This is a genomic window from Streptomyces antarcticus (assembly GCF_026627255.1).
Lineage (GTDB): Bacteria > Actinomycetota > Actinomycetes > Streptomycetales > Streptomycetaceae > Streptomyces > Streptomyces antarcticus.
Genome location: NZ_JAPNLM010000003.1, coordinates 278,230 through 295,107, shown reverse-complemented (window position 1 = coordinate 295,107; position 16,878 = coordinate 278,230). Strand labels below are relative to the sequence as shown.

The 16,878-nt window shown below is 74.9% G+C and carries 13 protein-coding genes; 4 read left to right on the top strand and 9 right to left on the bottom strand.

Going from position 1 to position 16,878, the window contains the following annotated elements:
* Nucleotides 1-3: 3 nt before the first annotated feature.
* From OTB16_RS07180 to OTB16_RS07170, 3 genes are all read right to left on the bottom strand, one after another.
* Nucleotides 4-1,998, bottom strand: a complete 1,995-nt coding sequence (locus tag OTB16_RS07180; protein WP_267719068.1) for a non-ribosomal peptide synthetase — start codon at nucleotides 1,996-1,998, stop codon at nucleotides 4-6.
* Nucleotides 1,995-3,503 carry an aldehyde dehydrogenase family protein gene (locus OTB16_RS07175; protein WP_267719239.1) on the bottom strand — a complete coding sequence of 503 codons (1,509 nt, stop codon included), beginning with the start codon at nucleotides 3,501-3,503 and terminating at the stop codon, nucleotides 1,995-1,997. Before OTB16_RS07175 ends, OTB16_RS07180 begins: the two co-directional genes overlap by 4 nt.
* A gap of 157 nt (nucleotides 3,504-3,660) precedes the next feature.
* Nucleotides 3,661-4,641 (bottom strand): AfsR/SARP family transcriptional regulator, encoded by a 981-nt coding sequence (locus OTB16_RS07170; protein ID WP_267719066.1) that lies wholly within the window; start codon nucleotides 4,639-4,641, stop codon nucleotides 3,661-3,663.
* A gap of 173 nt (nucleotides 4,642-4,814) precedes the next feature.
* Between OTB16_RS07170 and OTB16_RS07165 the strand changes: the two genes are divergently transcribed.
* The 3 genes from OTB16_RS07165 (at nucleotide 4,815) to OTB16_RS07155 (ending at nucleotide 8,468) form a co-directional block, all read left to right on the top strand.
* On the top strand, nucleotides 4,815-6,416 hold the full coding sequence (locus tag OTB16_RS07165) for a tryptophan halogenase family protein (RefSeq protein ID WP_267719065.1): 1,602 nt from the start codon (nucleotides 4,815-4,817) through the stop codon (nucleotides 6,414-6,416).
* Between the two features lie 122 nt (nucleotides 6,417-6,538).
* The gene (locus OTB16_RS07160; RefSeq protein WP_267719064.1) at nucleotides 6,539-7,201 is read left to right on the top strand and encodes a flavin reductase family protein; all 663 of its coding nucleotides are present in this window, start codon (nucleotides 6,539-6,541) and stop codon (nucleotides 7,199-7,201) included.
* Nucleotides 7,188-8,468, top strand: coding sequence for a cation:proton antiporter (locus OTB16_RS07155; protein ID WP_267719063.1), 1,281 nt, complete (start codon nucleotides 7,188-7,190; stop codon nucleotides 8,466-8,468). Before OTB16_RS07160 ends, OTB16_RS07155 begins: the two co-directional genes overlap by 14 nt.
* Before the next feature lie 109 nt (nucleotides 8,469-8,577).
* Here OTB16_RS07155 and OTB16_RS07150 read toward each other — a convergent pair whose 3' ends face one another.
* From OTB16_RS07150 to OTB16_RS07140, 3 genes are all read right to left on the bottom strand, one after another.
* Entirely contained in the window at nucleotides 8,578-9,000 is a 423-nt protein-coding gene (locus tag OTB16_RS07150) for a universal stress protein (protein WP_267719062.1), read from the bottom strand.
* A gap of 9 nt (nucleotides 9,001-9,009) precedes the next feature.
* Complete coding sequence (locus tag OTB16_RS07145) at nucleotides 9,010-10,527, bottom strand: APC family permease (RefSeq protein ID WP_267719061.1); 1,518 nt, start codon at nucleotides 10,525-10,527, stop codon at nucleotides 9,010-9,012.
* 112 nt (nucleotides 10,528-10,639) lie between these two features.
* On the bottom strand, nucleotides 10,640-11,233 hold the full coding sequence (locus OTB16_RS07140) for a histidine phosphatase family protein (RefSeq protein ID WP_267719060.1): 594 nt from the start codon (nucleotides 11,231-11,233) through the stop codon (nucleotides 10,640-10,642).
* A gap of 689 nt (nucleotides 11,234-11,922) precedes the next feature.
* Between OTB16_RS07140 and OTB16_RS07135 the strand changes: the two genes are divergently transcribed.
* The gene (locus tag OTB16_RS07135) at nucleotides 11,923-12,510 is read left to right on the top strand and encodes an RNA polymerase sigma factor (RefSeq protein WP_267719059.1); all 588 of its coding nucleotides are present in this window, start codon (nucleotides 11,923-11,925) and stop codon (nucleotides 12,508-12,510) included.
* Here OTB16_RS07135 and OTB16_RS07130 read toward each other — a convergent pair.
* From OTB16_RS07130 to OTB16_RS07120, 3 genes are all read right to left on the bottom strand, one after another.
* The gene (locus tag OTB16_RS07130) at nucleotides 12,431-13,453 is read right to left on the bottom strand and encodes a MerR family transcriptional regulator (RefSeq protein WP_267719058.1); all 1,023 of its coding nucleotides are present in this window, start codon (nucleotides 13,451-13,453) and stop codon (nucleotides 12,431-12,433) included. The two genes, OTB16_RS07135 and OTB16_RS07130, sit on opposite strands and share 80 nt — an antisense overlap.
* Before the next feature lie 129 nt (nucleotides 13,454-13,582).
* Complete coding sequence (locus OTB16_RS07125) at nucleotides 13,583-14,959, bottom strand: cryptochrome/photolyase family protein (protein WP_267719057.1); 1,377 nt, start codon at nucleotides 14,957-14,959, stop codon at nucleotides 13,583-13,585.
* A 43-nt stretch (nucleotides 14,960-15,002) separates the two neighbouring features.
* Nucleotides 15,003-16,694: an SDR family oxidoreductase gene (locus OTB16_RS07120; RefSeq protein WP_267719055.1), complete on the bottom strand. Its 1,692-nt coding sequence runs from the start codon at nucleotides 16,692-16,694 to the stop codon at nucleotides 15,003-15,005.
* Nucleotides 16,695-16,878 lie beyond the last annotated feature (184 nt).

Below are 16,878 nucleotides of genomic sequence, written 5' to 3'. Positions count from 1 at the left end.
GGCTCAGGCCCCCTCGGCGGTGTCGACGGCGGCCGGTGCTTCCCGCGCGGCGAGGAGCCGGTCGATTTCGGCGGCGAAGTCCGAGGCCGTCGGCCGGTCCAGCAGCGTGTCCAGGCCGACGCGCAGGCCGGTGATCCGGCGCAGTTCGGAGACCGCCCGGGCCGCCGCCAGGGAGTGGCCGCCCAGCTCGAAGAAGTCGGCCCGCCGGTCCGGCACCTCGATGGCGAGCACCTCGGCCCAGACGCCCGTGACCAGGCGCTCGGTCGGGGTGGCGGCGGCGGCCGGGAACTCCTCGCGCGGGTCCGCTCCGGACTCGGGGGCGGCCAGGGCCAGGGCGAGCGCCTCGCGGTCGGCCTTGCCGGTGGTCAGGGTCGGGATCCGGTCGAGGACCCGTACGGTGCCCGGCACGGCGGCCGCGGGCAGCTGCTTGCGGCAGCGCTCCACGACGCGGGCGGACAGCCCGGCCGGGTCGGCGCCGGGTGCGGCGACCACGGCGAGGCCGAGGGCCTCCCCCGAGGCCAGCGGGCAGCAGGCCGCTGCGACGACCTCGGGGAGTTCGGCGGCGACGCGTTCCACCTCGCCCAGTTCGATGCGGTGGCCGCGGATCTTGACCTGGTCGTCGCGGCGTCCCCGGTACTCCAGTTCGCCGCCGACGCGGCGGACCACCACGTCTCCGGTGCGGTACATCCGGGTGCCGCCGCCCTGGAAGGGGTCGGGGAGGAACCGGCTCGCGGTGAGTCCGGGGCGCTTGCGGTAGCCGCGCGCGACGGCGGGTCCTCCGAGGTAGAGCTCGCCCTCGGTGCCGGCGGGCACCGGGAGCAGGTCCTCGTCCAGGACGTACGCCCGGTAGCCGGGCAGCGGGCGTCCGATGGTGCTCACGTCGTCACCCCGTTTGCTGTCGGCCCAGGTCGCGGCGATGGTCACCTCCGTCGGCCCGTACACGTTCAGCAGGCGGCGGCCGCGGGCGTACCGCTCGGCCAGCGCGGCCGGGCAGGCCTCGCCGGCGACGAAGACCACCTCCGCCGTGTCGAGTCCGGCGCCGTGCGCGGCCAGCAGCGAGGGCGTGAGGGAGACGGTGCGCAGACCGGCGGGCAGGGCCTCGCGGCCCTCCGCGGCGGCGGCGCGCAGTCCGTCGAGGGAGAGGTCGACGAGGGCCACGCCCTGGCCGTGGGTGAGGTAGAGCAGGGTGCACCAGAGCCAGCCGTCGAAGGCGGGCGAGACGGCGTTGAGCCCGAGCCCGCCGGGCGGCAGCCCGAGTCCGACGAGGGCCTCGACGAAGGTGTCCAGGCCCCGGTAGGTGACCTCGACGCCCTTGGGGCGGCCGGTGGTTCCGGAGGTGTAGATGAGGTACGCGCAGCCGTCGGCGGCGGGTACGGCCACGGCGAGCGGGCCGGGCGCGGTGCGGCGGACGTCGGCGGGCGTCAGCAGGCGGGCCGCGCCGGGCTCCAGCCCGTCGGGCGCCGCGGGGGCGACCAGCACGGCGGCGTCGGCGTCGCGCAGGACGTGGCCGAGGCGCTCGACCGGGTGGCCGGGGTCCAGCGGGACGGCGGTGGCGCCGAGGCTCCAGACGGCGAGGAGGGCGGGCACGCTCTCCCGGGAGCGGCCGAGGAGCAGTCCGACCGAGGTTTCCGGGCCGACGCCGGCGGCGGCCAGCGCGGTGGCGTAGCGGGCGGTGCGGGTGGTGAGCGCCGCGTAGGTGAGGGTGCCGTCCGAGGCCTTGACGGCGTACTCGTCGGGCTGCTCGCGGGTCCACCGCTCCAGCCGCGCGAACAGCGGCGGGAGCGCGTCGGCGACGGGTCGCCCGCCCGCGTCGGCGGCGGCGTTCGCAGCGGTGGCGGCCGGGGTGCCCGCGGTCGCGGTGCCCGCGGCCGGGCCGGCCTCCGCCCACCCGGCCGGTGCCAGGTCGTCCCGGCCCGGGCCCCCGGAGGTCGGTGTGTCGTCTGCCGGTACGCCGGGGGCGGTGGCGCCCCCGGGGTGCTCGGCGGTCCGCTCGGTCATCCGTCGTTCCTCTCCGTGTCCGCGGGGCGGGCGGCCGCGGTGGACCGCAGCCGCGGACCCACCACCTGGCCGCCGCCCTGGGGCAGTTGCATCGACTTGGTCTCCAGGAAGGCCTCCAGGCCGGCCGTGCCGCACTCGCGGCCGATCCCGGACTGCTTGAAGCCGCCGAACGGGGCGGCCGGGTTGAACTGGCCGCCGTTCACGTCGACCAGGCCGGAGCGGAAGCGGCGTGCGACCCGCTCGGCGCGGGCGCCGTCGCCGGACCAGACCGCTCCGTGCAGCCCGTAGCGGGTGCCGTTGACGATCCGGACCGCCTCGTCCTCGTCGTCGTACGGGATGACCGACAGCACGGGGCCGAAGATCTCCTCCTGGCCGATCGTGGTGAGCGGGTCCACGTCCGCGAAGATCGTCGGCTGGACGTAGTACCCGGTGGTGAGCCCGGCGGGCCGGCCGGCGCCGCCGCGGACCAGGCGGGCGCCGCCCTCCTCGGTGCCGCGGCGGATGTACTCGGTGACGCGGGCGTGCGCGTCGGCGGACACCAGCGGGCCGAGGTCGGTCGCGGGATCGCGCGGATCGCCGGTCACATAGCCGTCCATGGCCTGTCCGGCGAGCCGTACGGCCTCGTCCTGGCGGTCGCGGGGCACCAGCAGCCGGCTCCACTGCAGGCAGGTCTGGCCGGTGTTGAAGAGCATCTGGTCGACGGTCGCGGCGACCGACGCCGCCAGGTCCGCGTCGTCGAGGACGAGGCTGGCGTTCTTTCCGCCGAGTTCGAGGTGGACGCGCTTGATCCGGTCGGCGCCCAGCGCGGAGACCTCGCGGCCGGCCCGGGTGGAGCCCGTCAGGGAGACCACGTCGACCAGCGGGTGCGTCACCAGCGCCGTGCCGACGGTGGGTCCCGTGCCGACGACCATGTTGAAGACGCCGGGCGGCAGATCGGCCTCGGCGATCGCCTCGGCGAGGAGCCGGGCGTGCAGCGGGGTGATCTCGCTGGGCTTGTGCACCACGGTGCAGCCGGCCGCCAGCGCGGGGAGGATCTTCTGCACCGTCAGGAGCAGCGGGGTGTTCCACGGGGTGATGCAGGCGGCCACTCCGGCCGCCTCGCGCACCACCAGGGAGTGGCCCACGCGCTGCTCGAAGGCGTACGAGGCCGCGGTCTCCACGCAGTGCGCGGCCATGCCCAGCGAGAGCCCGACGTGGGTCTGGCGAGCCATCCGGGCGGGCGCCCCGACTTCCGCGGTGATCACGTCGGCGAAGCGGTCGGCCCGCACCTCCATGGCCTCGACGACCCGGCGCAGCAGGGCGGCCCGTTCGCGGGGCGGGGTGGCGGCCCAGCGCTCGAAGGCGCCGGCGGCGGCGCGCGCCGCGAGGTCGGCGTCGCGGACGCTGCCCGCGGGGACGGTGGCCAGGGCCCGTTCGGTACTGGGGTCGGTCACGACGAGGCGGCCTTCGGCGTCGGACGCGGTCCAGGCGCCGCCGATCCACTGGTCTTCGTAGCGGGGGGGCAGGGGGGTCCCGCCCGGGTCGGTTCTGCGCGGGCCGGAGTCCTGCGGCACGGGGGGCACGGTCAGCACGGTCACGGTGGAGTCCTCACTCGGTCACGGAAAGCGCGGGGATCTCGGGGATCGCTGCGTCGCGGAATCACGCGGGCGCCCGGACGGCGGCTCAGTCGGCGGCGCGGGCCAGGGCGGCCGGGGCCCTGTTGTCGGGCCGGGCCCGCCGCACCGGGCGGGCGAGGGGGGTCGTACGGGGATCCGCGCCCCACGCCGTGGCGGCGGCGGGCCGGCGCGCCGGGGAGCGCAGCGCGCGGACGGTGGCGGGGGCGCCGGAGGGGGCGGCCTCGGGGGCGGCGGGCCGGCCGGCGGCCGGGATCAGGGTGCGCAGGAGCAGTTGGGTCTCGTGGCCGGGCGCCACGGCCAGTTCGTCGCGCATCCGGCGGGCGCACAGCTCGTACCAGCGCCGCACGCAGGCGAGTTCGCCGCGGCGGCCGTGCGCGGACATCAGCGCGCGGTAGGTCTCCTCGTGGTGGCGGTCGATCTCCAGCGTGCGCATGCAGAGCTCTATCAGTTCGACGGAGTCCTCGCGGGCCTCGGCGTCGGTGCGCAGCACCCCGAGGGCCCGCAGCGCGAGCGCCCTGAGGTACTCGCGCTGTTCGACGACCCAGTCGGCGCTCTCGCCGCGCAGGAACTCGCCGCCGTACAGGTCGAGCGCCGCCCGCAGCAGGGTCCGGGCGAGCGGGGCGTCCCGGGCCACGGAGGCCCGCAGGCCGGTGTGCACCAGCTCCTGGAAGCGGTCGAGGTCGGACCACAGGCCGTTGACGTGCAGGACGTAGCCGAAGTCCCGGTAGACCAGCCGGATCCCGGAGTCGCCGGGGTGGTCGGGGTGGGCGTCGAGCACCCGGCGCAGGGCGTGGGCCGCGACCTTCAGGGAGCTGCCGACGGTGCTGTCGGTGCCGGGCCACAGGGACTCGTAGAGCCGGTCGCGGGTGAGCATCTGGCCGCGGTGGACCACGAGGTACTGGAACAGGCCACGGGCCTTGCCGGCCCTCCAGCGCTCCACAGGGGCGCCGTTGACGGTCAGTTCGAAGTCGCCGAGGAACCGGACCCGTACCCTCGGCTCCGCTGTCTCGATCGCTGCGGTGCTCATGGAGCCCTCCCCGTGGTCTGCGCCTGCCGCTCTGCCTGCGACGAGTGTGTTCGGGGGCTCTACAAGCTCTCTACAACGGCCGGAACGGCACTGTGTAGAGCGGTGATAGGCCGGTTCTCCACCCTGATGAGCACGACCACCCGAACCGCCGACTCCGAAATGAGGGCTGTTTCATGACCAGCACCGACACCCGGCTTCAGAAGGTCGTCATCCTGGGCGGCGGCACGGCCGGCTGGATGACCGCCGCGTATCTCGGGAAGGCGCTCCAGGGCACGGTCGACATCACCGTCCTGGAGGCGCCCTCCATTCCGCGCATCGGCGTCGGCGAGGCCACGGTGCCCAACCTCCAGCGGTCGTTCTTCGACTACCTGGGCATCGCCGAGGACGAATGGATGCGGGAGTGCAACGCCAGTTTCAAGATGGCCGTGCGCTTCGTCAACTGGCGTACGGGCGGGCAGGGCGAGGCGACGGCGCGCGAGCTCCCGGACGGCGGCCCGGACCACTTCTACCACCCGTTCGGCCTGCTCCCCGACTACGACCACACCCCGCTGTCGCACTACTGGTTCAAGCGCAAGTACGAGGGCCGCACCACCGAGCCGTTCGACTACGCCTGCTTCCGCGAGCCCCCCGTGATGGACGCGATGAAGGCGCCGCGCTGGCTGGACGGCCGCCCGGCCACCCGGTACGCGTGGCACTTCGACGCCCAGCTCGTGGCCGACTTCCTGCGCCGCTTCGCCACGGAGAAGCAGGGCGTCAAGCACGTGCAGGACGAGATGACGCGCGTCGAGCAGGACGACCGCGGCTACGTGACCCGGCTGCACACCAAGGGCGGACTGGCTCTGGAGGCCGACCTGTTCGTGGACTGCTCGGGCTTCCGCGGCCTGCTGATCAACCAGGCACTGGGCGAGCCGTTCGTCGACATGAGCGACCACCTGCTGTGCGACAGCGCGGTGGCCACCGCCGTCGCGCACGACGACGCGGCGAACGGCGTGGAGCCGTACACCTCGTCCATCGCGATGTCCTCCGGCTGGGCCTGGAAGATCCCCATGCTGGGGCGCTTCGGCACCGGCTACGTGTACTCCAGCAAGTTCACCGACCAGGACACCGCCACCCGCGAGTTCGCGGACATGTGGGGCCTGGACGTGGAGGAGACGAAGTTCAACCACATCCGCTTCCGCGTCGGCCGCAACCGTCGCGCGTGGGTGAAGAACGTCGTCAGCATCGGCCTGTCGTCCTGCTTCCTGGAGCCGCTGGAGTCGACCGGCATCTACTTCATCACCGCGGCGATCTACCAGCTGGCCAAGCACTTCCCGGACAAGACCTTCAACAAGGGTCTGATCGACAGCTTCAACAACGAGATCGAGGTGATGTTCGACGACACCCGCGACTTCATCCAGGCGCACTTCTTCTACGCGCCGCGCAACGACACCCCGTTCTGGCAGGCGCAGAAGACGCTGACGCTCCCGGACAACATCCAGCAGAAGATCTCCGCCTACAAGGCCGGCCTGCCCATCAACTCGCCGATCACCGACGAGTCCACGTACTACGGCAACTTCGAGGCGGAGTTCCGCAACTTCTGGACGAACGGCAGCTACTACTGCATCTTCGCGGGCCTCGGCCTCGAACCGGACGCCCCGCTGCCCTCCCTCGCCCACCGGCCGGAGTCGGTCGCCGGCGCCGAGCCGCTCTTCGACACCGTCAAGCGCCAGCAGCAGAACCTGCTGGAGACCCTGCCCAGCGCATACGACTACCTGCGCCAACTGCACGGCGCGTAAGGCCTCCCGACCACCGCGCCCGCCCCTCGGGCGCGCTGGTCGGCCCCCGCTCCCACGGCCCGGCAGCACGGCTCTCCGCCGGCTGCCGGGCCGCAGTGTTTCAGCCACCTCAGGAGTCAGACATGCCCCACCACTCCGCGCCCCATCCCGCCGCACCACAGCAGCCGCCGTCCGCGGCGCCGGACGCCCCGGACGATTCCGCGGCCGCCGGGATCCGGCGGCCCGACCTGCGGCCCTTCATGGCCGCCTTCCCCACCGGGGTGTCCATCGTCACCACCCTGGACTCCGGCGCCACGCCCCACGGGCTGACGTGCAGCTCCGTCGCGAGCGTCGCGCTGGAACCGCCCACCCTCGTGGTGTGCATACGGGCCGCGAGCCCGACGCTCTCCGTGCTCCTGGCCCAGGGCCACTTCGCCCTCAACCTGCTCCACGAGCGGGCCCGCGGCACCTCCGACCTGTTCGCCTCCGGGGCACCCGACCGCTTCGACCGCACCGAGTGGCGGCTACCGCTGGGCGCGGGCGGGCCGCACCTGACGGAGGACGCCCACGCCGTCGCGGACTGCGCCGTGGTGCGTACCGTCGCCTTCGGGGACCACACCGCCGTGTTCGCCGAGGTCGGCCGGGTGACCGTACGGGACGATCCGCAGCCGCTGCTCTACGGGCTGCGCCGTTACGCGCTCTGGTCCGAGGCGGCCTCGGCTCCGCCGCCGGCCGCCGCCCTGCCCGCCGTCCCGCTCGTCCGGCCCGCCGCCACCGCAGAAGGAGGTACCCGTGTCATCCGCTGACCCGATGCCCGCGCTCCTCGTCGCCGTCCCCGTGGTGATCCTCGCCTGCCAGGCGGGGGCCGCCCTCTTCCGCCGGTTCGGCCAGCCGCCGGTGGTCGGCGAGATCGCCACCGGCATCCTGCTGGGCCCCTCGCTGCTGGGCTGGCTCTGGCCGGACGCGCAGCACTGGCTCTTCCCGCCGGCCGTGCTGCCGTACACGTCCGTGCTCGGCCAGCTCGGACTGCTCGCCTTCATGTTCCTGGTCGGGCTGGAACTCGACCTGAAGAGCCTGCGCGGGCACACCCGCGTCGCGGTGGCCGTCAGCCAGGCCGGGATGCTGCTGCCGCTGGTCCTCGGTGCGCTCCTCGCGGTCGCGATGTACGGCGACTTCGCGCCGGACGGGGTGGGCCAGGTGCCGTTCACCCTGTTCATCGCGGTGGCCATGAGCATCACCGCGTTCCCCGTACTGGCCCGGATCCTCATCGACCGGGGGCTGTACGGGACCCCGCTCGGCGCGCTCGCCATGGCCTGCGCGGCCGTGGACGACGTCGTCGCGTGGTGCCTGCTCGCCCTGGTGGTGGCCCTGTCCTCGGCCGGCTCCCCGATGGAGGCGGCGACCACCGCGGCGCTCGCCGTGGCCTTCACCCTCGTCATGTTCTACCTGGTGAGGCCGCTGCTGGCCCGCTGGGCGGCCCGTGCCGAGCGGTACCAGGACGGGATCGTGCTCGTCGCGCTGTTCAGCGGGCTGAGCCTGTCGGCGCTGGCCACGGACCGGATCGGCGTGCACGCCCTGTTCGGCGCGTTCCTGTTCGGGGTCGTCACCCCGCGCACGGGCCACCGCATCGAGGCGTCCGCGGCGCGGCTGCGGGCCTTCACCGTGCCCGTGCTGCTGCCGCTGTTCTTCGTCCACACGGGGCTGCGCACGGACATCGGGGGCCTGACGGCCACGCCCGAGCTGTGGCTGTGGGCGGGGGCGATCCTCGTGGTCGCCGTCCTCGGCAAATGGGGCGGTGCGACGGCGGCGGCCCGCGCCTGCGGCAGACCGTGGCGGGAGTCGATGTCGATCGGGGCGCTGATGAACTGCCGGGGGCTGACCGAGCTGGTCGTCCTCAACGTCGGCCTCGAACTCGGCGTCATCGGCCCGGAGCTGTTCACCATGCTCGTGCTGATGGCTCTGGTGACGACGGCCGTCACCAGTCCGGCCCTGACCCTGCTCCGCTCCGGGAAGGCGCCCCGTCCGGCCGCCCCGGTCAAGCCCGTGCCCGAGAACGCGCTCTCCGGCCCCTGACGGGCGGCCGGGCCCGGCACGCCGCCGCGGTGCGGTCCGTCCCCGTACAGGCCGCACCGCGGACGGCGTCGTCACCGCGGGGGCGGTGCGGCGCCGGGACCGTACGGCGTCAGGGCCCGTTGTCGATCGGCACGCACAGCACCGGGACCGGCGAGAGGTGCAGCAGCTTGTGCGGGGTGGAGCCGAGCAGCGCGCCCCGGATCGGGCTGTCGCCCCAGCTGCCGACGATGATCACCCGGGCGTCGTGCCGCGCGGCGGCGTCGAGCAGGGCCTGGGCCGGCTTCTCGTCGACCACTTCGACCGCCGACGGCACGCCGGCCGCGTCGGCCGCGTCGACGGCGTGCGCCAGGGCGCTGCGGCCCGCCTGCCGGACGGCCTCCCGGTGGGCGCGGTACTCCTCGCCGGTGGAGCCGGGGGCGGCGGCGCCGTAGACCAGGACGAGCGGCTCGCCGAAGGCCGCCGCGACCTCCAGCGCGACCCGCAGGGCCCGTTCCGCGCCGGGCGACTCGTCGTATCCCAGGACGACGGACATCGGGCCTCCTCAGGACTTCTTCGCGTGGACGAGTTCCGGATCGGCCACACTGCGCCGCTCCTGCCAGAACCTGCCGTCCCGTACCCGCCAGAAGCACATGACGAGCACGCCGACGACGGCGATCGCGATGCCGATGACCAGGGGCGGCCCGAGCCCGAACCAGGAGATGCCGCCGGCCGAGTTCTCCGGGTTCGCCATGTCGCCGATCGACTCCACGAGCAGCCACGCCAGCAGTCCGGCCCCGGCCACCGGACCGAGCCCGATGAGCACGAAGTTGTGCACGTTCTCCAGCAGGTGGCGGCGGTAGTAGATGGCGCAGGCCAGCCCGGTGAGCGCGTAGTAGAACGCGATGAGCAGGGAGAGCGCGGTCAGCGAGTCCAGCAGCGCGTTCTCGCTGATCTGGTTGACGACGAGGTACCAGCCGATCGCGATTCCGGCCACCCACCACGTGCTGACGTCGGGGGTCCGGAACCGCGGGTGGATGTGCGCGAGCCCCTGCGGCAGCGCGTGCCTGCGGGCCATCGACAGGGCCGTGCGGGAGGCCGGGATGATCGTGGTCTGGGTCGAGGCGAGCGCGGAGGTGCAGACGGCGAGGAGCACCACCCAGTCCCAGCCGCCCATGACCTCGTGGGCGAGGACCGCGAAGACGGCCTCCTCCTCGGAGGCGTTCTCGGCGAGGAAGACGGTGCCGGCGTACGCGACGACGGCGAAGCCCACCGACAGGTAGGTCACCAGCAGCACCACGGTCGACCAGATTCCGGCCTTGCCGGGGGCGGTGGCGGAGTTCTCGACCTCTTCGGTGAGGTTGACCGCGGATTCCCAGCCCCAGTAGATGAACACGCCGAGCAGCAGTCCGCCGGTGAGCGCGGCGCCGCCTGCCCCGAACGGGTTGAGCCAGGACGCGGACGGCTTGATCGAGTCGAGGGTGCTGGTGTCGGCGTAGACCCGGTAGAGGGCCACGACGGCGAAGACCAGGAGGAAGAAGACCTGGGCGAGGATCAGCACGTTCTGCAGCTTGGCGGACATCTCGGTGCCGATGACGCAGATGGCGGTCATCACCAGGATCACCAGGACGGTGAGGCCCTGGCGGACGAGCGCGTTGGCGGCCCAGCCGTCGAGCCCCGCGGCGAGCAGGCCGAAGTGGACGGCCACGTCGGCGAGCGAGCCGATGACGAGGACTCCGGTCATCGCGATGGCCCAGCCGCCGAGCCACCCCGCCCAGGGCCCCATGGCCCGGGTGACCCACGAGAACGTGGTCCCGCAGTCCTGGTCGACCTTGTTGAGGTAGTAGAAGGCGGCGGCGATCAGCAGCATCGGGACGAAGGACGCCAGCATCACCCCGGGGGCGTAGATCCCGACCAGGGCCACGATCGGGCCGATCACCGCTGCCAGGGAGTACGCGGGCGAAGTGGAGTTGAGGCCGATGACGAGCGCGTCGAGGAACCCGATCGCGTTGGCCTTCAGCCCCGCTTCCGGGATCCCGGTCTCCGGTCCGCCGCCACCGCCCGCACCGTCGTCGTGGGCCATGTACGCATCGTCGCCCCGGGCCCGCGTCCGCGCGAGGCGAGCGGCCGGGAACAGGGCCGGCCGGGTCGGGGCGGGGTGTCCCGGCACCGGGCAACCGGCGCCGGGAAAGGGGTCAGGGGTGCGTGTTCCAGCCCGCGATCACCGGGAGGCCGTGCTCCGTGGAGAGCACGCTGACCGTGCCGGTGCGGAGCAGGAACAGCCGGCCCTCCTCGGGCCCGAGCCCCAGGTAGCGGGCGGTGAGGACGCGCAGGAAGTGGCCGTGGGCCACCACGACGGCGTTCCCGCCGTCCGCGCGCAGCACCGGGGCCAGCCGGGCCAGGGCGCGGTCCGCCCGGGCTCCCACCTGGGCGGCGCTCTCCCCCGGGTGCTCGGCGTCACCGGGCGGCACCCCGTCGGTCCACAGCGACCAGTCGGCGACCGTCCGCCGGATCTCGGCGGTGGTGACGCCCTCGTAGCCGCCGTAGTCCCACTCGTACAGGTCGGGGTCGGTGACCCCGCCGGTGAGGCCCGCGAGCTGTGCGGTGGCCACCGCCCGGCGCAGCGGGCTGGTCAGCACCAGCGCCGGCTGCCTGTCGCGGAAGTAGGGGGCCAGTGAGATGGCCTCCTCGACGCCGCGCGCGGTCAGCGGCACGTCGGTGCGCCCGGTGTGCCGCCCGGTGGCGCTCCACGCCGTCTCGCCGTGTCTCACCAGCAGCAGGTCGCTCATCCTCCGGACCCTACGCCCTGCGGCCGGCGCGGTGCCCCGCGGCCCACCCGGCATGTCGGCGCGGGATGGTCCCGGCGGGCGTGTCACTGTCGGGCGTCATGGAGGTGAGCGCGTTCCACGCCCTCTTCTCCGCGACCTGTTCCACGCTCGTCGGCCTGTGGTGGAACGTGGTGCGGGGCCGTCCGGACCGGATGCGCGCCCCCGCAGCGCGCCGGGTCGTCGGGGGGGGATCTGCCTCTCGTTCCCGCTGCCCGCCCTGATGGGCATGGGCCAGCCTGTTCGCCCAGGTGGGCGGTACGGACCAGCCGCAGATCAGGTCGACTCCGCCGGCCACCTCGCCGGCCACCTCGGGCGCCGCTCCCACGCGGCCACCAGCACGTACGGCACCGCCACTCCCAGCCGGTGCCGGAGCGGCTCGGAGGAGTCCCCGCCGGACCTGCCCGGAAGCTGCCGCGGCCGCACACCGCGTAGCGGCGTCTTCGGGGGCAGCGGCGCGGACCGGGCTCCGGGCGGCCGGGACCCGGCGCCGGGTCACTGCCGGGACCCGCCACCGGGTCACCTCCGGGCCGCCACCGCCGGGCCGCCACCGCGCCGCCGGGCCCGGTTCGGCCGCCACACCGCGGCCGCGTCAATTCGATGCGAAAACGCTGCGAGTTTGCCGGGCGGGCCGTGCTCGCGAGGCTCGAGCCATGGACGACGAGGAGCGCGAGGAGCGCGTCACCGCCGGATTCGCGGCGGGCGACGAGGGCTGCATGGAGACGGTCTACCGGCGCTGGCGGCCGCTGGTGCACTCCATGGCACGCCGTTCACTGGGCGACGAGCGGGAGGCCGAGGACGTCACCCAGCAGGTGTTCCTGGCCGCCTGGCGCGGCCGGCACGGCTACCGGCCCGGACCCGGCGGGCTCGGCGCCTGGCTCACCGGCATCACCCGGCACAAGATCGCCGACGCCCTGGGGGCGCGGACCCGGCGCGCCCGCGCGGCCGCGGCCGCCTCCCGCGCCTTCCCCGCCCTCGTCCCGCGCCCCGGCGGGCACGCCTGGCCGGAGCCCGAGCCGGAGCGCGTGGTCGACCGGGTGCTCGTCCTGGGGGAACTGTCCCGGCTGCCCTCGGCACAGCAGCGGGTGCTGCGCCTCGCCTTCTACGGCGACCTCACCCAGACGCAGATCGCCGCCCGCACCGGGCTTCCGCTGGGCACCGTCAAGAGCCATATGCGGCGGGCGCTGCACGTACTGCGCCGGTCGCTGGAGGCGTCGTCCCCGCTGCCAGTGCCGCGATGACGTCGACCCCCGAGCGCAGCCCGAACAGCCGCTCGGTGCGCGGGTCCTGGGGCCCCGAGGCCCAGCCCGGTCCGGCGAGCAGCACGGCCGAGTGCCCGCGGGCGCCGCGCAGGCCCCACTCGATGCCGGCCACGGACCGCACCAGGGGCCGGTCCGCGGTCGTACGGGACTGGGACCACAGCACGACGGCCCGCGGGCCGGTGCGCCGTACGGCCTCGTGCAGCGCGTCGGCGGGCAGCGCGGGCCCGAACATCCGCACCGGCAGGCCGCGCTCGCCCAGCGCCGCGGCCAGCGCCTCCATCGGCAGGCTGTGCAGTTCGCCCGGCACGCACGCGAGGAGCACCGGCGGGGTGTGCGGATGGCCCGGCGCGGTCCGGATCCGGCGCAGCGCCGAGGAGACGTACCAGGACAGCAGGTGCTCGACCTCCACGTAGCGCTCCCCGGCCGAGGCCCACTTGCGGCCCACCGCGTGCAGGGTCGGCGCGATCACCTCCTCCCAGGCGGTGACGAGGCCGTGCTCCGCGAGGGCGGCGTCCAGCAGTTCCTCCACGGCCGGCGCGTCCAGGCGTACGGCGGCCCGCGCGAGCCCCCGGCACTCCGGGCGGACCTCGCCGAGGGGGAGGGAGTTGGGCCCGCCGGGGGCCCGGCCCGCCTCCTCCCGTACGGCGGGTGCCGCGGGAGCGGTGCCCTGGGCGGCCCGCGCCGCCTCGGCCGGGGGCACGCCCTGCGCGGTGAGCCGGCACATCAGCTCGAGGCGGGCGATGTCCTGCGCGGTCCAGCGGCGGTGCCGGCCGTCCTCGCGGCGGGCCGGGCCGATCGCGTACCGGCGCTCCCAGGAGCGCAGCGTGGTGGGCGACACCCCCAGGCGCCGGGCGACGGCTCCGGTGCTCAGCGCGGCGGCGGGGAGGCCCGGCGGCGGTGTGGTGGGCGGCACGGGCTGCACCCGCTCACGATACGTCCGGCGCGGTGCCGGACGGCCGGGTACGGGTTCCGCGCGCCGTCCGGACGCGGGCGCGGCGCGGGCCGGGCCGGTGCGGGGCGCACGGGCCGGGCACGTACGGCGCGGGGGCGCTCACTCGGTGCCCCGTCCGTGCCGGAAGCGGTCGAGGCCGTCGGCGAGCTCGACCACCGGGTCCGGGTAGTCGTACCGCGCGCGTTCCGGGCCGGACAGCCGCCAGGGCTCGTGGACGCGCGGCGCGGGGAGGCCGGCGAGTTCCGGGACCCAGCGGTGCACGTAGCGGCCCTCGGGGTCGTAGCGCAGGCCCTGGCGGACGGGGTTGAGGACGCGGTTGGGCCGGGTGTCGGTGCCCGTCCCGGCCACCCACTGCCAGTTGAGCTGGTTGTTGGCGAGGTCCCCGTCCACGAGCAGGTCCAGGAAGTGGCGGGCGCCGACCCGCCAGTCGACGTACAGGGTCTTGGCCAGGAAGCTCGCGGCCAGCAGCCGGCCGCGGTTGTGCATCCAGCCCTCGTGGCGCAGCTGGCGCATCGCCGCGTCGACCACGGGGTAGCCGGTGCGGCCTTCCTTCCAGGCCTCGGTCTCCTCCTCGGCGGCGGGACCGGTCCGCCAGCGGTCCTGGCGGGGCCGGTAGTCCTCGGCGGCGGCCGCGGGGCGGGCGGCGAGGACCTGGTGGTGGAAGTCGCGCCAGCACAGCTGCCGTACGAAGGCCTCGCCGCCGGGGCCGCCCGCGGCGCGGGCCCGGTGGACCGCCTCGGTCGGCGAGAGGCTGCCGAAGTGGAGGTGCGGGGAGAGGCGGGAGGTGGCGTCGCCGGCCAGGTCGTCGTGGACGTCCTCGTAGCGGGTGATGCCGGAGCGCAGCCAGGTCGTCAGCAGCCGGCGGGCCTCGGTCTCGCCGCCGCGGGCGAGGCTCGGGGAGGCGCCGGTGACGGCGGTGCGCCCGGGCAGCGGTTCGGAGCCGATGCCGTCGGGGACGTGCAGGCCGCGCGGGGCGTTGCCGACGGGCCGCAGCGGCACGTCGGCCCAGCGGCGGAAGTACGGGGTGAAGACGGCGAAGTGGTCGGATCCGGCGGGGGTGACGGCTCCGGGGGCGACGGCGTTGACCACCATGTCGTGTACGTACAGCCGTCGGCCCTCGGCTTCGAGGGCGGCGCGCAGCCGTTCCTCGCGGGCCTGGGCGTAGGCGCTGACCCCGGCGGACATGTGGACCTCGTCGGCGTCGGCCTCCCGGACCAGGGCGGTGGTCTCGGCGACGACGTCCCCGGAGCGGACGACGAGGCGGCCGCCGCGCTCGCGCAGGCCGGAGTCGAGGTCGGCGAGGCAGTCCGCGAGGAAGGCCCGCCGGTTCGGCGAGGCGAAGCCGGGGGCGGACTCGACCGCGCGGTCGCGGACGAAGAACGGGACGATCCGGTCGCAGGAGGAGAGGGCCGCGCGCAGCGGCGGATGGTCGTGCAGGCGCAGGTCTGAGGTGTACAGGACCACCGCGATGTTCATGGGCTCTCGCTCCGCGTCAGGACTGCCAGGGCTGCCGGGATTGTCAGGACCTTGGGGGACGGCCGTCGCCCGGTACTTCGGTGACGGGACCCCCCTTGGATGCGCCGTCGCCTTCGGCGCCGTCGAGGCGTTCGGCGGCGCGGGCGATGTTGCGGGCCATGCCGCCGAAGACGACGGCGTGGAAGGGCGAGACGCTCCACCAGTACAGGTGCCCGAGCAGCCCGTGGGGGTGGAACAGCGCCCGCTGCCGATACCGCGTCCGGACCACCCCGGCGCCGGGGGCTCCCCCGTCGGCGCGGGCCGGACCGGTGGCACGGGCCGGACCGGTGGCACGGGCCGCGCCGGTGCCACGGGCCGGGCCGGTGGTGGCGGCCGGGTCCGGTCCGGGCTTCCCGTCGGAGGCGGACTCGCAGGGGTCCGCGTACATCTCCAGCCAGGCGAGGCCCGGGAGCCGCATCTCGGCGCGCAGCCGCAGCAGGCGGCCCGGCTCGATCTCCTCCACCCGCCAGAAGTCCAGGGAGTCCCCCACCCGCAGGTGGACCGCGTCCCGCCGGCCCCGGCGGATGCCGACCCCGCCCGCGAGCCGGTCCAGCCAGCCCCGCACGGACCAGGCCAGCGGGAAGGAGTACCAGCCGTTCTCCCCGCCGATGCCCTCCACCACCCGCCACAGCGCCTCGGGCGAGGCCCCGACGTCCCGCTCCCGCTCGTCCTTGTAGAGGCTGCCGCCCGCCCAGTCGGGGTCGGTCGGCAGCGGGTCGCTCGGCGCGCCCGGGACGGAGGCGGAGGACCAGCGGGTGTCCACCTTGGCCTCCCGCACCTGGCGCAGGGCGAGCACGAGCGCCTGGTCGAAGCCGATGGGGGCGCCCGGCGGATCGGGCACGTACCGCGCGATGTCGTGTTCGGAGCAGACCACCTCGTGGCGCAGGGATTCGGCAAGCGGCCGGGCCAGGGCCCGCGGTACCGGGGTGACCAGGCCGATCCAGTGGCTGGAGAGCCGCGGGGTGAGCATCGGGACGCGCAGGATGAGCCGTTTGGGCAGCTCCGCCTCGACCGCGTAGCGGCGCATCATCTCCTCGTACGTGAGGACGTCCGGGCCGCCGACGTCGAAGGCCCGGTCGACCTCGGGCGGCATGGCGGCGCTGCCGACGAGGTAGCGCAGGACGTCCCGGACGGCGATGGGCTGGCAGCGGGTGCCGACCCAGCTGGGGGTGACCATGACCGGCAGCCGCTCGGTGAGGTAGCGCAGCATCTCGAAGGAGGCCGAGCCGGAGCCGATGATGACGGCGGCGCGCAGGACGGTGGCCGGCACGGCTCCGGCGAGGAGGATCTCGCCGACCTCCGAGCGGGAGCGCAGGTGCGGGGAGAGTTCCCGGACCGGGATGCCGGCGGGGGTCAGACCGCCGAGGTAGACGATGCGGCGGACCCCGGCCGCGGCCGCCTGCTCGGCGAAGATCCGGGCGGCGTCCCGGTCGCGGTCCTCGAAGCCGGAGCCGCCGCCGAGGGCGTGGACCAGGTAGTAGGCCACGTCGATGCCGTCCAGGGCCGCCGCGACCGATTCCGCGTTCGTGGCGTCGCCGGCCACCACCTCGGCGCGGTCGGCCCAGGGGTGGTCGCGCAGTTTCGCCGGGGTGCGGGCCAGGCAGCGGACCCGGTGCCCGGCATCGAGGAGTTCGGGCACCAGTCGGCCGCCGATGTAGCCGGTGGCTCCGGTGACCAGGCAGTTCAGGCCCGTCATGACTGTCTCCGCTCCTTGTTGTCCCGTACGGGTTTCCGGTGGTCCGGCCCGTCCGGATGCGCCGTTCCCCCGATCGGCGCATCCGGATGACGTGTCCCGGTCGAAAGACGGTGCGGACGTGACCGACACGCCCGCGCGCCGCGGCACGCCGCGCCGCACCACCACCGGAAGCACCCACCCCCGA

Coding starts and splice junctions, on each gene's coding strand:
- OTB16_RS07180 (WP_267719068.1), bottom strand. CDS start 1,998: ATGACCGAGCGGACCGCCGAGCACCCCGGGGGCGCCACCGCCCCCGGC.
- OTB16_RS07170 (WP_267719066.1), bottom strand. CDS start 4,641: ATGAGCACCGCAGCGATCGAGACAGCGGAGCCGAGGGTACGGGTCCGG.
- OTB16_RS07165 (WP_267719065.1), top strand. CDS start 4,815: ATGACCAGCACCGACACCCGGCTTCAGAAGGTCGTCATCCTGGGCGGC.
- OTB16_RS07160 (WP_267719064.1), top strand. CDS start 6,539: ATGCCCCACCACTCCGCGCCCCATCCCGCCGCACCACAGCAGCCGCCG.
- OTB16_RS07150 (WP_267719062.1), bottom strand. CDS start 9,000: ATGTCCGTCGTCCTGGGATACGACGAGTCGCCCGGCGCGGAACGGGCC.
- OTB16_RS07145 (WP_267719061.1), bottom strand. CDS start 10,527: ATGGCCCACGACGACGGTGCGGGCGGTGGCGGCGGACCGGAGACCGGG.
- OTB16_RS07140 (WP_267719060.1), bottom strand. CDS start 11,233: ATGAGCGACCTGCTGCTGGTGAGACACGGCGAGACGGCGTGGAGCGCC.
- OTB16_RS07135 (WP_267719059.1), top strand. CDS start 11,923: ATGGACGACGAGGAGCGCGAGGAGCGCGTCACCGCCGGATTCGCGGCG.
- OTB16_RS07125 (WP_267719057.1), bottom strand. CDS start 14,959: ATGAACATCGCGGTGGTCCTGTACACCTCAGACCTGCGCCTGCACGAC.
- OTB16_RS07120 (WP_267719055.1), bottom strand. CDS start 16,694: ATGACGGGCCTGAACTGCCTGGTCACCGGAGCCACCGGCTACATCGGC.